Here is a 15325-nt window from a genome sequence, read left to right as displayed (position 1 = left end):
TTTTTTCCTTAAAACATCCTTATTTATCCGGAACGCCTCTGTCTATTCGAACGACCACCTTGCCTATCGCTCGACCTTGGCCGAAATACTCAAAAGCCTTGGCCGCGTCCCCCAACGAATAAACCCGATCAATGACAGGCTTGACTTGACCCGTTTCCACCAAAGACCTCCAGATCAACTGGTCCTCATGGTTCGGCTTATGGATCAGCAATCCCAAGTTCTTTTTTTGAAGCCTAGCTGTCCATGGTGCAGTCAATAATGTCTGAAAAATACGCGGAAAGGGACCACCCACCATGACATAGGTGCCGCCCTGTTGGAGTGCGCGCTGGATCGCAAATACGGATCGGTTTCCGACTACATCGAGGATCAGATCATACCGCTTATCACCTGCAGCAAAATCTTCATTCATATAATCCACAACATGATCCGCCCCTACGGAAAGCAGCGTTTCCAGCTTCTCGGCCCGATCTACACCGGTTACCACTGCCCCATGCAGCTTGGCGTATTGAATCCCAAACGTGCCTACACCGCCGCCGGCTCCATTGATGAGAACGTGACAGCCTTTCGATAGCTTTCCTTTATCGCGCAGTCCTTGCAAGGCCAGAACCGCTGCTTGAGGGATGGCTGCTGCCTGCTCGAAACTCACCCCTTCCGGTTTCGGCGTCAGTGCTTTTTCGTCAGCGCAGACGTACTCTGCAAACCCTCCCCAGCCGCAGCCGGAAATATCCCCGAACACTTCGTCGCCGGGACGAAACCGCTTGGCAGCCGCCCCCACAGCAATAACCCTTCCTGCAATGTCTGCACCTAAAATGCGGTAACGGGGTCTCCGCATCCCACCAATCCGGTTCACAAACGGTTTTCCGCGCAGGAGATCCCAGTCCCAGGAATTTACGGATGCGGCGTGGACCGCGATCAACACTTCATGTTCCTTGGGCTTAGGGATTTCCACCTCTTCGATCCGAAGAACATCCGGCTGTCCGTAAGTTTCATAGACAAGCGCCCTCATCGTACCTGTTCCTAAACTTGCTTGATGCTCTTTCGTCTCGATCCCGGTCTTCATGGCCGACACCATCCTACCTTCAAATTAGGGTTAAACGCTAAGACGAGCTAGGCAGCTCTTCGAAAGCAGAAGAGATCAGCTCCTTTTTAAAATGCCTAAATAGGCACTCCACGGCCCAACATCAGCCCGGTATCTCTCCGCCATCACCCGAACCATTTGCGCCATATGCGTAAAATCATGAACAACCCATGCAGAGAGGAGCTCCCTTAACTTCACAACGCCGAATTCCGGATGCAGACCGGTCTTTTCCAGATCGTGAGGACTGACGACCGCCCTCAGTTTGGATATGTTCGCCATTCTGATGGTATGGAACTCTGATAATGCATCTTCAACGGTTCTCTCAGACGTGTCTTTCAAGTGGGCATAGCGGTCGAATACGGGAAAGGGATTGTTTTCCCCTTCCGCAAGAATGGATTCCATCCGCGGGATCCAGTTATGCTTCTCCGCTTCTACGAGGTGCTCAACGACTTCAAGCGGGTTCCAGGTTCCTTCCCCTTCATTGCTATGCAGCCATCCCTCGGATAGACCGGATAAGAAGCGCTCCAAGGTTTGCGGCGTGCGCCCCAATATTTCGAGGGCTTCATTCAAATGGAAGTTCATATCAACACTCCTTTTGGCTATGTAAAAGCTCATCTTCAAAAATGCTTCCACCAGATCCCCGCACATTCCGGAACCGATGTCCACTGATTCTGAAGGATCCGATCAACGAGTTCTGGTCCGAAGAAAAACTCCGTATGATGAATGGCTTCTTCGATACTCCCAAAGTCATAATCGGTTCTGATCCATTGATGGTCAAATCCGTATTTGTCTTGAAGTAATGCATAATACGGCTGCAAAAATTCAGGGGGATGCGGCGTCTCATATCCCGTTCCCATCGTTTCAAAAATAATGACGGTTCCCTTAGGCCTTAACACCCGCTGCAGCTCGGCCATGATTTGTTCCAGATTCTGTTCCCAGCGATTATCTGACGCATCGGCCAGGTAACAAATACTCCACCCCGAGACAATCAGGTCAACGCTCTGATCGGGTATGGGCAGCTGCCTATGGTCCGACACCACAGTTTTCCAATTCAGCGGACCGTTCATCCCCTGCAGCTTGCTATCCAAGATGTCCAGCATCGGACGGGAGATATCCGTGCAGATTAGAGATTTCGCCTCAGACGCAATCACCGTCGATAATCGCCCCGCCCCTGCGCCTAAATCCAGCACGTCCACATTTTTGAAAACTCTGATTGTATTGATGATGTCATATAAATCAGGCTGACGGCTGACCATGGCGTCATACATGTTGGAGTGATTCGTATAGATAGGATCCTGGGTTGACATTTAATAACTCCTTAAAAGTAATGGGTGATGGGGCAAGTACGTAAAATGTTCCTACGATCGTTCTTGTTTTCGGATTTCTTGATGGTACAGGGCCCACTTAAGGTGGAAATCCGAAAGCCAAATACGACCGCTTCGCTTCTTCGGAATCCTTTTACTCCCTTGCCTGCATCCTATTCTTTAGTTCAATTTATTTAGATTTGTGACCCATGAATGATTTCAACATAAAATCTCGATCAGAACTTGAAAAGTTTCGCTGCACTCATCCGGCTCCTCCCACTCCTTATCCAGCACCAAAGCGCCACGTTCATTCCGTATGAATGCCGTCCCTGGCGGCGAGTGAAGAAAAGGGATGATGTCTGGATCGTAATTACATATGGTGTTCACCAGATAGATGGCATGGTTATCGGCATTGTCCATATACTCTTCGTCTTCGTCACCGGCCATGAACCGCCATCCGCTGTCCGGATATGGGCTACCCGAAACTTCTTCCCGATACATAAATCCGACCTTGCAGCCATCCACCGTGATTCGGTCGCTTGCAATACACCCTTCATTCGAGTCGATTAACTGTACGATCTGATCCGCTGACAAAAAATACTTCTTTTTATTCTGATAGTTCAACATCGTCACTCCTGTTGCTAAATCATCATTTCTAATCTCTAAAATACGCTAGTATTTGAAAAGATTGATGCATCGCTTTCGAATTGATCTTTTCAAAATAAAAGGGCATTAATATAGGGTCGAAGTACATCAAAACCATGGTTAATCCAATAATGAAAACGGAACTTCCCCAAGCAAGCTGAGCCCTTCGTATCCAAAAAATATTACCGAAAATCCACACTAGAGCGAGGAATAAGCAGCTTCCAATGATGAGATAGGCAGGCACATACCCTTCCATACACCAATAAAAAAGGCTGTACCAGTACATCCACACGAGCAGCATCAGCATATTATATGGAACTAGCGCTAACCTTTTTATCATTTTTGCAATCATCCTTTTGCAAATCTTTCAGGCAAAGGTTATGCCTTCGGATAGTCACTCCATAATTCGATGATGTTCCCATCCGGATCATAAAATCCAAAAGACTTCCCCTGGTAATTCGATATCCGCCTGACTTCAATCCCATGATCCATCAGCCACTGCCTAGCTTGATCAATATCGGGAACGACAAAACCATACGCAGCTTGCGGACCATTGGAATACGTCATCTGTGAGTTTACCGCTTCTTCACTTACGATCAGCATGATCCGAATTCCCGTTGTTGACCTCATTTCCACGTACAAAGGATCTTCAAACGCAGTTTCAAAATGAAGATATTTGGCATACCATTCTACGGAGCGTTCCAGATTCGTTACAGGGATATAAATGTATCCACTCAACAATTCCATTAAACAACGCCCTCCTCTCTGGAAATGGGTTAACTCCTTACAAAATCCTCTTTCAATTCGTCCTGTGGATCCCATATGGACCAAGCGGCCTCCAGCAGATTCCCCTCATGATCTCTAAAGTAAAAATATTTAGCTTCTCCAGCTCCCAGAGTCTGCAAATCTTCGACCATCAGCCCCTTGTCCTTCATGAATTGATGGGTGTACTCAATGTCCGGACAGTTTATCGCCATGATCGGAAATGGCTTGCCGTTCCTCATAATTTCAAGCGGCTGCTTGTCTTCTGTTTCAATGAGCAGCAAAGCAATCGAATGTTGATGAGGATGGTGCAGCACGGCAATATAAGACCCCCGGTCCTGAAACTTATTCATTAACTTGAAATCCAAGTTTTCCGTGTACCACGCAATAGATTCATCAATACGGGTTGTCGGAACATATACGTAGCCAATACGGGAGAAAGCAAATGTTGGACTCATTGGGCACACTCCTTCATTTGAATGGTTTTTAGTCTTATTTTGGGTTTGAAGAATAATCAAAAAAGTGATTAAAAATTCCGAAGGCTTTTATTACAAAATCCATATTTCCTTCAGAATACTTATCCCTCACCTGTATAAAAATCCCCGCGTGCATAACATATCTCGAATTCCACTTAACCTCGGCATCTTGTCTCTTGCACCCAATGTCAAATCCAGTATTCACGCATACTATGCCGTGTTCCGAGGAAAGCCATTTCGTGTAATCTTCCTCATTTGGACAGGTCACCACTAAAACTATCAATACAGCGCCAACCAGGCCAAGGGCCAACTTCATAACATTATTCATCATACCTCCCTTAGACTCTTAGAACATTTCTCTCCACCAGCTGCTTTGCCTTGAATTCACTTTTCTTTATACCACTTTCGAAGCAGATTGATATGCGCCTGATGATAGCGGTTATGGTCGGCCATATGCCATATCCCCCAGCGTATCGTTGCCTGCTTCTCATTTTCATGTCCAAAAGTGACGGTTCTCTCCAGATCTGCATCGGTTAGCTGCGTACACGCCTCTTTCAGCATGCCTAATACACCGTCATATTGAGTCATAAGTGTATTCAAAGACACTCCCTGAACCATCGGTAACCTGCCAAGCTCATCGATCATGGGGCCGTACTGCTTTTGAAGCAACTGTGGAAGTGGGAGCTCCTTTATTCTGTAAACCCAGTTCAGATCCACGTACATGAGGTGTCTGATTAACTGGGCTGTGCTGTTAAACTTGTTATCTGGCCCCTTGTAATCCACCTCTTCTTGCGGCATACCGTTTGTGATGGATTGTAGTCGTTGGATGTTCTCTTTTACCGCGGAATATAAGATTCCCACCATTGGAGCCATGTTGGCCCCACCTTTTAAATCGTAGAGCATCCCGGCTCCTCCTTGTCGATTTTCGAAATTCTTCCTCTTCCGCTCTTCTTTATGAAATAACCCAGCCATAGAACACTCTTATTCTAGGCTGGGTCGTTTGTTGCCTGGAGCTTTTTCCATGATTATACATGTAGATGACCAATAGGAGAAAGCCCCCTGGCGACTGAAATCCCTTCAATCTATTATTCTTGTCTTGCATTTCTCATACGGATCATGGAAAAGTTGACGGTGGACTTCAATATTTGTTCTCGCAGGGGCTGTAATGATGGAGTGATCCTTAGCTCTATACCCTCATTCAGAATCGCAGTTATCAAATCGTCGATTCTCTCTACTTCCATTGGTATAACCGGACGTCTTGATACATAGTATCCCGCATTCTCTTCTTCCAACTCGAAAGCAGCCGCATCAAAAGTGTAACGATAGATAGAACCCTTTTTTACCCGTTCATACCACCCGGTCTCAATGGCTATCATCCGGCTAGTTTTCGACATCCCAAAAAAACGTTCATTATCCATATCACTTGTATCATCCTTTGGCCAAATGCAGACTCTGGGGCATGCTCGTGGAAAATAATAATGCGGCGCATGGTACTCATCGATCGTCCAGACTTTCGCATCGGTTTGATCGTATATGGTCCGAGGTTCAAAAACTTGGATGTCGGGTTCTTCGCTAAAATGAAACAGCTTCATATGTACTCCCCCTTCATTGCGCTACTTCCAAGAACCCCCTTACCTCCTGTAACACAGGTTCCCAATCAAATTCCGTATTATTTATTGTTAATTTATCGATTTTCAAATGATCCATGATGTCTAATTCATATTCCTTGCGTACCTTCAGCACCTCACAAAGGCCATCCACACCGTGATATCCCTTTGCCTTACCGAATCCCTGCTCTGTGAAATACCACGTAATATGGCGCAGCCAATCATCCGATCGTTCCTGAGTGACTCTGTTGATGGTTGACTTTATATCGTCTTGATAAAAGTAAATGATTTTAGGATGTAAAGGTTGAATAATCGTTTCTAATCTCTTTATAAAGTCAGTAATCACTTGTTGTGACTGGTTGAATCGCCCAAGCATCATGGTCAGCGGATTCTGCAAAAAGCAGCATTCTAATATGACTATTCTTTCAGTTAGCTGAGTGTGACTAACGAATTCTGTCCATCTTTCAATGACGAGCTCTTGATATCGATCCAACGATCCATTGTATACATCTAATCCGGCTAACTCATCGACGAGGTTTTTATATTGGTCGATAGGTATTTGTTGCTGTAATTTGCCGTAGTAAATTAACCGGTATTGCCTTACCGTCTGAGTGAATTGATTTATTATATCGCCCAATTCAGGGTACTTATTTTTCAACACTTCATACTCTTTAAAGTCCAAACAAGCCACGGACTCATAATCCGCCGGATGATTTAGATCCCCCTCCAGGTACAAGTGATTGTCCTTATCGTGAGCATCCAGCAGCCCCTTAATATATCGAGCCGTAGAGGTTTTACCCGATCCGGGTATACCTTCCACTAGAATTAATTTTGTTTGGGTCAAGATGATGTCTCCTTTTTAACTCGTGTCTTTTTTGCGAATTTAGGAGCAGACTGGAGCAGGGCGATTACGATGGTTTCGATTTTGCGTGGGAATTCTTTTGTAAATAATCAATATGCGCCTTGACCTCACTCCAGTTCATAGCACGATAAACAAGCTCATGTCTTACGAATCGGTTATATGGCTGCTCGTATAGAATGACAGGCATATTCATTTGTGCAAATTCTTCTGCATAATGAGGGCCGTCATCAATCATTACTTCGACTTGGAGCTTCATGCATTCCTTTAGTTTATCCTCAATAAATACGATATTGTTGTATGGAACGCTATGGTGTTCGAGCCATTTAACGGTAACATCCCGAAACTGTGTTGGTCTTGCGGTAATGATAGAAATGGTATGATGTTTAAAAAGCGAGGCCAGCGTTTGTATAGCTTGAGGATACGGGGATGAATTCCAGTGAATATCATTTCCATGTTTATTATAAATCACATCGCTCTCCGTCTTGTCCCAGCCGTACATTTTATATAGATAAAAATCATTAACATCTTCATGGGTTAAGGTTAATCCAGATGCTTTATTGTAATATTGCAAATGGGCAGTAGTTGCATCAAGCAGGGTATTATCCAAGTCGACACCGATATGCATAACGTTCTCCCTTCATTTTTTAGTTAATTCCTCGAATCTGTCATTTCCCGCTCCAATGTTACTCTTAATTCTTGAGCTTCCTCATCATCCTTATTTAAAATCATATATTTGTCCAAATACAATAATGCCTGGTTATAGTCCTTTGTCGATACATAGATCTGAGTAATATTCCAGTAAGCATCACTTTCATTCGGATCAAGCGCAATGACCTTCTGAAAATACCCGATTGCCTCAACATATTTGCCTTGGCGAGAGATTACAATTCCTTGATTTAGTAAGGTTTCTGGTTGATTCGCATCGATATCTAAGGATTTGTTATATGCTTCCTCTGCTTTGAATAGGTCGTCGCATTTTTCATAGTAAATCCCAAGATAGTAATAAACATCTTCATGTTCAGGATTTATTTGTAGTGCATCATCTAAGCACTTCTTTGCTTCAATTAGGTTTCCCTGCTTTATGAAAACCCTGCTCTTATTCATGTAAGGTCTTTCCCATTGTGGGGCTCTGCCAATCACTTCATCAAACCAACCTAATGCTTGCTCAAAGTTCCCCAATTGCAATTCACAGCAGCCCAGGTAGTTGATGCTTGAGTTCAATTCAAGCTGTTTATCGATACACTCTCTAAAAATGTCAGCTGCCTCTTGATATTTACCTTCAAAATATAATTGATCACCAATATCGTATAGTGACATTTAAGGATTGATCCCTCCAAATTTTATATCAAGTGCTGATTTAGCTCCTCGTATTCTCTTTTCAAAATACTCATATAAATGGTATCCGAGTAACGTCCATCCCCTCTTCAAGACAAATGCTTCCGATACCCCTCGACCTTCTCATCTTTAAATCCTAATTTCTCATAAAAGGCATGGGCTTCCTTTCTCTGTCCACCAGACACCAAAATAACATAATTACAGTCTCTCTCCCGCGCTATGGCTTCAATGTTCATCATTAACTGCTTCCCTATGCCAAGCCTGCGAAAACGATCTGAAACGACAACGTTCTCAATCACCATGAAAGGTCTGCACTCTCCGACAAGATCTTGGCAGACAATTCCCATAACGGACCCTGCCAGTACTCCATCCTTAAAAGCCCCCAGGACATGGTAGTTACCGCTGGCTTGCATGACTTCATATACCTCTACTATTTTTTCGTAATTGGTAGGCTGATGATCCATGAGCTCCTCGTACAGACGGCATAGGTCATTCAAATCGGCTTTGGTTATTTCTCTTATAGTAATCATTGAACAGTATCTCCTTGCTTTCAAAAGTAAAAGGCCACTACTCATTTACTCTCTGGTTTTATAATACGTCCTATCACAAATTGCTTGTTGGAATCATTGGGATTGAACATCGGTGTGGTTTGGCCAGGGTGAACTTCGATCACTCCGTCCGGTTGCAACACCTCATGATTAAATTCTAAATAGCCTCCGATGACCTTTCCTTCGGATTCTAAAATATAGGCTACAATCTGATTGTATAGTTCTGTTTTTTCCTTAAGGATATAACCCGTCTCTACAACCTCCTTGTTATAAAACGGTGCCAAATCAATGTTCCCTTCCGTTCGGATGGTATCGACATGATTCTTATAACTCTGCAAAGTTTTTGCTTCATATTTTGTTTCCGATGCAAAGCGTTCCGCCTGCCAGCCAAATTTTTGCAAATAGTCTGTGTGCGTTGGATTATAAAACGGCATATATTCTTTCTTTTCTTCTTTGCACCCTGTAAGTACGAGGACAATCAGTATCAGTAAAATAACGATTTTGGATCGCAAGGAATGACCTGCCCCCTTACATTTCGTTTCCCACATATATATTGATGATACCGCATATATAACACAAAATTCGCCTAAATTTTCCCATCATTCTTCACCTGATCCAAAAACTCCTGTACCTCTTTCCTCGACTTTAATATGACGACTTGTTTTCGACCCTTTACCTGTTCGAGCGCTTCCATAACCTTGGATCGGCTTCTTTTTTTATAATTCCAGACCCAAATAAAAAAAGCCCAATCCAGTTTTTCGGGGCATTCCTCATTCAGATCGGGTCGTGTTTTTCCATGATATCGGATTCGTCTTTTAATGATCCTATACATGCATAAGAGTCTGGGCATATCTAAAAATATGACGGCATCCGCTTCACTCAAACGAATACCTAAGGTTCTGGTGTAATTTCCATCGATAATCCATTGATCTTCGCTTACAGCATCCTTCACAAATTCATTCCATTCGTCATTTACGGTTGGAGTCCAGTTCGGTTTCCAATAATATCGGTCCAGATGAACAACAGGCAATGATAGAATCTCGCCTAACCTTCGAGATAAGGTAGATTTACCGGAGCCGGCTGAGCCGATGATCGCGATTCGATTCGTCAAGGGAAATCCTCCTTTCTATTGAAGAACATCCTAGGATGTCAGCATCTTCATAGAGATTCCAACTCAGCTTTTATCCTTATAAATGCCCTATGTAACCTCCCTTTTGTTGCCATAAACAAATCATTGTTTTTATCGATGACTTCTTCCTTACCAAAGACACGATCATCAATATACGCAGTATACCGGATTTCAATTTGTACAGCTTCTGTATGTGAAAGCGATCCATAATGAGATACAATATAACCGCCTGTAAGTCCCTCGGCATCTACTTCAACCTTGAAACCTTCTTCTCGAAATGCTTTAACTAGTACATTTAGGAATTCCTCTGAACACGCCTGACCTCCTCGGGTTCCAAGAACAATATCCGCTGAAGACTGAATATAAAAGCTATGCAGGTCAAACAAATATACCTTTCGATGATTTGATGCAACCTGCCCTATCTCTTGCGCAAGACAGTGATGATATGGCAGGTATATCGTTTCAATTCGATTTTCGATTATTGCCTCATCTGGTGATGTATCATAAATTTGTTCTCCAAAAGTAGTTTTATGATAAATTAACGAGTTTCTGTAATTGTCTTTATTCTCCTTGAATGACATATCCCGGTTTACGTCGATAACATACCGACTATAGTTCGCAGATATAACTGTGAAATCAATATTGTCTAAGAAATCGTATAATTCGCGAACATACCAATCATTGTTAGACAAAATAACTCCAGGAACTAATCTAGACTTCATTTCATCGGTTAATAATGAGGAGCCGTGTGGAATACTTGCAATAAACGGGGATTTTGATGTACTTCTTTGGATATGGAAAGGGTCTATTTTCTTTCACCTCCAATTATCAAAGTACTTTGCTGACTTCCCATAAGTTCCTGTATTTACGAACCCAATAGATGACGTACAAACATTTTTGCAATCACAATAATAGGTGATCCTTTCATATACAAGCAGCTTGCGCTCTGCGTTTTTCTCACGTTTTTAACCGAAGAGCCCCCCTCTGGATCAGATCCATCCATTCTTCTAACGTATCCCTAATCACGAATCTGTTCCTTGATTCCTTGCTCCGTATCACTTCCCAATCTTCATTGACCAAAACTAAATGATAAGAACCGTCGGCGTCTGAATCAGGGTACCAGCCAAGGTCAAGGATGAATTTATTCTTCTCCGGTATGATCCAGCTTCCTTTTCGAAGCTCCATTTTATGTATTTGCAATATATCCTCAGTGAAATATCCCCAATTCTCTAAATACTGATCTTCTTTAGATTTCACAAGTTCAATGTCTTCAAATTTGTTATAGCAAACGGCAAAACCTGCCGGTACCTTAATTCTCATTAACGACAAATTAGTTTATCCTCCATTAAAAAGATTGGTATCTATAAACCTGCTCCTTGAATCTGGAGACCAATAGAAAATAAAGTTGTTCTTCATTTCATGAAATATGTCTATTAAGAAGCTATCCATTACTATTACGTCTCACCCCCATTAATGGATCCCGGCGTATATGAATCACAAAATCTTGTTTTGAAGTATGATACACGACATTCCCAGGCCTCGCTTGAAAAAACTCTTTATTAGCATCTTCTTCTGGTATCGAGCGAATCGGTGCAACTTCGTCTACTATCTTTTTGTTGCCTTCCTCATGATAATCAAGTATGGAAACCAGAACAAATTGGTCAGGGAATAGTTCCCTTACTTCTTGCCATTTCATTCGTTCTACCTCCTATAAAATCGTCCTTATTAGCCTTGCTACCCTGATTTTATCACACACAAAGCCAAGTATTCCCAAGTCATTATGACTTGACATACATTTTTTAATTGTGTTATCATTCTTTACAAAAAATCCGTGTCGGGTACACCCCGCTGGACATCTTCTAAGCGATCAGAATAAAGACCCACCTTTGGCGCTAACCTTGGGGTGGGTCTTTGCTTTATCTTATTGTTTAAATTGAAGTAGTTAATAACTCCCCCGCAAAATGGTAAAACGCCATGGCATCCTCCCCGTTGGCAAAACCGGCCTGCGCCATTTTGTCGCTGCCTCCGCCTTTACCGCGATAATCGGCCAGATGCTGCTTGAATAGCGCACCGCAGGCAAGTTCGCTATCCCCTCCCCGGGCGAGAAGCACCTTATGGTCCGCACCCGATACGAAAAGCACGATCACCTCCGCTTGCTCGGTTAGTTTGGCCGCCAGGTTCTGCATATCTTTCAGCGGCTTGTCTGCAAATGCATGCTTGATCAGGCCGCCCTGACGGTCAGCTAGCAGCTTCTCAGCCAGGTAAGCGTCATTCTCAGCTTTTACCGCGGTTAATTCTGCTTGGAGCTGCTTCTGCTCCTGATCCCATTTTGTAATCCGGTCCATAATTTCTTCCTTGGCGGTATTGAACCGGGCCGACAAGCTGCCGAGAATCTCCATGCCGGCATTAAATTCTCTGAGCGCCCGATAGCCGCATTTAAAATAAACACGCGTATGTCCCTTCTGCTTCTCCGCTCTCAGCAGTTTGATCATCCCGATCTCACCCGTTGCAGAGACATGCGTACCGCCGCAGGCGTTATACTCGATGCCTTCAATCTCGACGATCCGAATATTATCGGTTACCTTCGGCTGCTTCACCAGAGGCAGGGCCGCTGCCTGCTCCTGACTCACAAAATAACTCGTTACTTTTCGATTCAAGTAAACCTGATCATTCACTTCCAGCTCCAGCATCATCAGCTCGTGCGGAGGCAGATCGGACCGTGCGATATCAATGGTGGCGTAATCCTCACCTAAGTGGAAGCTGAGCGTCTCCGCTTTACACACCTCCAGACACATCGCCGACAGCAAGTGCTGGCCGCTGTGATGCTGCATATGGTCGAACCTTCTGCCCCAATCCAACCGGCAGCGAACGTCTTCTTTTTCAGGTAAACGCTCGACCTTATGCAGGATTTCTCCTTCCTCCAGAACGACATCCAGCACAGGAATCGTATCGATCCACCCCAGGTCACAGGGCTGCCCACCGCCGTGAGGATAAAAGGCTGTCTCCTCCAGGACCACATAGGTTCCGTCTTCCCGCTCCACTTTGCGCGTCATGCGCGTCTCCCACTCCCGGGTATATGCAGATTCGTAATATAGCTTTTTCGTCATGTTCTTGTCCTCACTGTCATGGTTAAATTTGCTTTAAATCCAGCTTACTATAAGAAAAACATCTATCGACATACCTTCAAAGAAGACAGACCGCATTTAGCGGAAGTTTTTCTTGCGAGATCAGGAAGCGGAGGCTCCGAAACTTATACTTTCTATCTCCTAAAATAGTCCCCACGTGCCAAAACCTCCTGAAAAAGAAAAATCGCCTGCAGTCATCTTACAGAGCGGTCTTCATGATATGTTATAACATTTTCGCACGATCGGTTAAGTAGCAACCCCATGCTGTATACCTCCACTGCTTTCCAAAAAATCAGACCGCTCCACACCATACAAATCATAGCGCTGATGCGAGCGATTAATCGATTGATAGACCTGCTCGTACCGCTCATTGGCTAATTTGACGTATGGCAGCTTTTCCACTGCTCTCTTTGACCGGATGTTCTGGGTGCGGATCTTCAAAAAGATCGTTTCAATATCCTGTCCAAGAAACAATTCAGTCAAAAACGCTTCCTTTGCGCGTTGGTTATACCCTTTTCCAAAATAAGGGGCCCCAATCCAAGTTGCAAGGAAGCCTGTTCGATGATGGATTTGATATAGATCAATGGTGCCGATGGGATGGCCGATGTCGTCAAGAATCGTTCTGGAGATGCACGTCCCCTGCTCTTCCTCAACGATCAACTGCTTGGTGATGAATAAGTATTCCTCATACGATTGGCATGGATAACGGACATAGGGAAAAACGGCCGGATCCGTCATCAGTTTGTACAGTGCATGGCATTCGTGTAAGTCACGTTGTTTTAACATGTCATCGCCACCCTAGTCCTTGTGATTAGCTATACTCAACGCTCTAAGTATATAAAAGGACTTGGTGAATTGGATGAATGCTGCATTTTCCAGATGTAAAATCCGTCTTAAAAACTGAATTTCGCTATGCCCTGCGCACCGGATTTTACCGATCGTTCAATCCCTTGCCATCGAGGATTTGCTGTGTACATTTTTCGACCCGGGACTCTCGGGTTTTGGATTGCTTGGGCGCTGAGAAATAATACACATAAGCTCTTTGCCGACCCGGCGTCAATGCCTCAAAAGCAGCTTTCAAGGCAGGGTTTTCATCTAGTTTATTTTGAAACTCATTGGGAATATCGAGGTGTGTCTCTTTGATGATATCCTCTTTCACACCGGATTGTTCGACTTCAATGGCTTCCGCAATATAAGCTCTCAAGATGGGTTCCAACTCGACGATTTCTTGGGTATCATTAAACCGGAGCTGGCGCCCTACTTTCGTATTCTCACCGGTTTTAACCAGAATGCCATGGGGATCTTGTAACATGTAACCTTTGAAAAACAGAAGCGCCAAGTAGGCTTTAAATCCTTGGATGATCACGATGTTTCGTCCCTGTGACGTGTAACAAGGTTTGCCCCACTTCAATTCCTCGATAAGCCCGCAGTCAAGCAGGATCTCTCTCAATTTCTCCGTTTCTTCAAGCCACATCGTGGCTCTGCCTACATATGCATCTACTTTGGGATTCATTTTATTTTCCATGGTTATGCTCGTTCCTTTTCTCGCAGCGGAATTGGTATATATCTATATTTGTTAACAGAAAGCTGGTGTCTGATACGGGAGGAGAAAGTCTACCATAAATGAATCTTACAATGGGTTGGGTAGATAGTAATGATAAGTTCCATAATTGTTGTTTGTCCTGATTTTATTCCCAGCATATAAACCATTCTTGGTTTCCCACGCTGTCGTAATGATACTCTTACTCAACTCAATAATCTCATTTGAGCTTTTCACATCTTCAATGTGCCAATATTTCATATCAGCTATTTCTGCTTCATCTTTTATCATGGATCCTGAGACAAGTTTCATTTCAAAAACAATGTACAAACTCACTTGTATTTCACCATTTCGTTCTTGTGTTCCGGAGCGGAGACATATGACTCGACCTGATTTGGTTACTAAACCCGTTTCTTCTTTAAACTCTCTTTCAGCAGCTTCTTCAATAGATTCGCCTGGTTCTGCAAAACCACCTGGGAGCATCCACATTCCTCGATTAGCACCGTAATCAACCTTTACCAGCAGAACGGAATGATTGTTAAATAAAATACCACCCGCTGAAATAGAGAAATGATTCATATACACCCTCCTGAAGGATCATTTGACTGTGAATTTACCATATAGAGGAAGATGTATACCAATACATAAAACAAATGAAGATGATCGTTCTGTCCTATAAGTATATTCAATTTGCTTGGTTTCTCATATAGCGTTCCCAAGAGATTGACGCGACGCGTTTTTCAGGGTTTTCTTTTATGAGATCCTCTCAAATACTGTCCCCTCATCGTTTCGATTAGCATACCAATCCTTTTCGGTTATCAGTAAACTAGTGACATTCGTTTGATCTGTAATAAATCTTACAGTTACGCTGATATCATCCAGATAAAATTGATCGGCACCTTTCGGTCTCAACC

General features: G+C 43.6%; 22 protein-coding genes. All 22 read right to left on the bottom strand.

Annotation, left to right across the window (positions count from 1 at the left end; genetic code table 11):
- Nucleotides 1–19: 19 nt before the first annotated feature.
- Nucleotides 20–1060 carry an NAD(P)-dependent alcohol dehydrogenase gene (locus IAE55_RS31635; RefSeq protein ID WP_234490012.1) on the bottom strand — a complete coding sequence of 347 codons (1041 nt, stop codon included), beginning with the start codon at nt 1058–1060 and terminating at the stop codon, nt 20–22.
- A 75-nt stretch (nt 1061–1135) separates the two neighbouring features.
- Nucleotides 1136–1660 (bottom strand): DinB family protein, encoded by a 525-nt coding sequence (locus IAE55_RS31630; protein WP_200634827.1) that lies wholly within the window; start codon nt 1658–1660, stop codon nt 1136–1138.
- A 35-nt stretch (nt 1661–1695) separates the two neighbouring features.
- Nucleotides 1696–2385, bottom strand: coding sequence for a class I SAM-dependent methyltransferase (locus IAE55_RS31625; RefSeq protein ID WP_200634826.1), 690 nt, complete (start codon nt 2383–2385; stop codon nt 1696–1698).
- A 216-nt stretch (nt 2386–2601) separates the two neighbouring features.
- The gene (locus IAE55_RS31620) at nt 2602–3009 is read right to left on the bottom strand and encodes a DUF2185 domain-containing protein (protein ID WP_200634825.1); all 408 of its coding nucleotides are present in this window, start codon (nt 3007–3009) and stop codon (nt 2602–2604) included.
- Nucleotides 3010–3405: 396 nt separating this feature from the next.
- Nucleotides 3406–3774, bottom strand: a complete 369-nt coding sequence (locus IAE55_RS31615; RefSeq protein ID WP_181153220.1) for a VOC family protein — start codon at nt 3772–3774, stop codon at nt 3406–3408.
- Nucleotides 3775–3803: 29 nt separating this feature from the next.
- Nucleotides 3804–4247 (bottom strand): VOC family protein, encoded by a 444-nt coding sequence (locus IAE55_RS31610; protein WP_192716353.1) that lies wholly within the window; start codon nt 4245–4247, stop codon nt 3804–3806.
- A 34-nt stretch (nt 4248–4281) separates the two neighbouring features.
- On the bottom strand, nt 4282–4596 hold the full coding sequence (locus IAE55_RS31605; RefSeq protein WP_200634824.1) for a hypothetical protein: 315 nt from the start codon (nt 4594–4596) through the stop codon (nt 4282–4284).
- Nucleotides 4597–4649: 53 nt separating this feature from the next.
- Nucleotides 4650–5168: a DinB family protein gene (locus tag IAE55_RS31600; protein WP_200634823.1), complete on the bottom strand. Its 519-nt coding sequence runs from the start codon at nt 5166–5168 to the stop codon at nt 4650–4652.
- Nucleotides 5169–5350: 182 nt separating this feature from the next.
- On the bottom strand, nt 5351–5857 hold the full coding sequence (locus tag IAE55_RS31595; RefSeq protein WP_200634822.1) for a DUF6886 family protein: 507 nt from the start codon (nt 5855–5857) through the stop codon (nt 5351–5353).
- 13 nt (nt 5858–5870) lie between these two features.
- Nucleotides 5871–6716, bottom strand: coding sequence for a hypothetical protein (locus tag IAE55_RS31590; RefSeq protein WP_200634821.1), 846 nt, complete (start codon nt 6714–6716; stop codon nt 5871–5873).
- A gap of 64 nt (nt 6717–6780) precedes the next feature.
- Nucleotides 6781–7359: a 5' nucleotidase, NT5C type gene (locus IAE55_RS31585; RefSeq protein ID WP_200634820.1), complete on the bottom strand. Its 579-nt coding sequence runs from the start codon at nt 7357–7359 to the stop codon at nt 6781–6783.
- 23 nt (nt 7360–7382) lie between these two features.
- Nucleotides 7383–8051 (bottom strand): tetratricopeptide repeat protein, encoded by a 669-nt coding sequence (locus tag IAE55_RS31580; RefSeq protein ID WP_200634819.1) that lies wholly within the window; start codon nt 8049–8051, stop codon nt 7383–7385.
- 107 nt (nt 8052–8158) lie between these two features.
- A complete protein-coding gene (locus tag IAE55_RS31575) occupies nt 8159–8599 on the bottom strand; it encodes a GNAT family N-acetyltransferase (protein WP_200634818.1) in 441 nt (146 codons plus the stop codon).
- Nucleotides 8600–8640: 41 nt separating this feature from the next.
- A complete protein-coding gene (locus tag IAE55_RS31570; protein WP_234490011.1) occupies nt 8641–9129 on the bottom strand; it encodes a DUF4830 domain-containing protein in 489 nt (162 codons plus the stop codon).
- A 74-nt stretch (nt 9130–9203) separates the two neighbouring features.
- The gene (locus tag IAE55_RS31565) at nt 9204–9728 is read right to left on the bottom strand and encodes a DNA topology modulation protein (protein WP_200634817.1); all 525 of its coding nucleotides are present in this window, start codon (nt 9726–9728) and stop codon (nt 9204–9206) included.
- Between the two features lie 47 nt (nt 9729–9775).
- On the bottom strand, nt 9776–10510 hold the full coding sequence (locus IAE55_RS31560; RefSeq protein ID WP_325168708.1) for an N-formylglutamate amidohydrolase: 735 nt from the start codon (nt 10508–10510) through the stop codon (nt 9776–9778).
- 193 nt (nt 10511–10703) lie between these two features.
- Nucleotides 10704–11066: a hypothetical protein gene (locus IAE55_RS31555; RefSeq protein WP_145161020.1), complete on the bottom strand. Its 363-nt coding sequence runs from the start codon at nt 11064–11066 to the stop codon at nt 10704–10706.
- A 121-nt stretch (nt 11067–11187) separates the two neighbouring features.
- The gene (locus IAE55_RS31550) at nt 11188–11442 is read right to left on the bottom strand and encodes a hypothetical protein (RefSeq protein WP_145160545.1); all 255 of its coding nucleotides are present in this window, start codon (nt 11440–11442) and stop codon (nt 11188–11190) included.
- 232 nt (nt 11443–11674) lie between these two features.
- On the bottom strand, nt 11675–12853 hold the full coding sequence (locus IAE55_RS31545) for an alanyl-tRNA editing protein (protein ID WP_200634816.1): 1179 nt from the start codon (nt 12851–12853) through the stop codon (nt 11675–11677).
- A 264-nt stretch (nt 12854–13117) separates the two neighbouring features.
- Nucleotides 13118–13657, bottom strand: a complete 540-nt coding sequence (locus IAE55_RS31540) for a GNAT family N-acetyltransferase (RefSeq protein ID WP_200634815.1) — start codon at nt 13655–13657, stop codon at nt 13118–13120.
- Between the two features lie 145 nt (nt 13658–13802).
- Nucleotides 13803–14396 carry a YdeI/OmpD-associated family protein gene (locus IAE55_RS31535; protein WP_200634814.1) on the bottom strand — a complete coding sequence of 198 codons (594 nt, stop codon included), beginning with the start codon at nt 14394–14396 and terminating at the stop codon, nt 13803–13805.
- Nucleotides 14397–14501: 105 nt separating this feature from the next.
- Nucleotides 14502–14990, bottom strand: a complete 489-nt coding sequence (locus tag IAE55_RS31530) for an NUDIX domain-containing protein (RefSeq protein WP_200634813.1) — start codon at nt 14988–14990, stop codon at nt 14502–14504.
- Nucleotides 14991–15325: the final 335 nt, after the last annotated feature.

Origin of the sequence: Paenibacillus sp. S28 (assembly GCF_016624415.1) — a bacterium.
Lineage (GTDB): Bacteria > Bacillota > Bacilli > Paenibacillales > Paenibacillaceae > Paenibacillus_AQ > Paenibacillus_AQ favisporus.
Note: the sequence above shows the minus strand (reverse complement) of the source record. Positions and strands in the feature narration are given on the sequence as shown.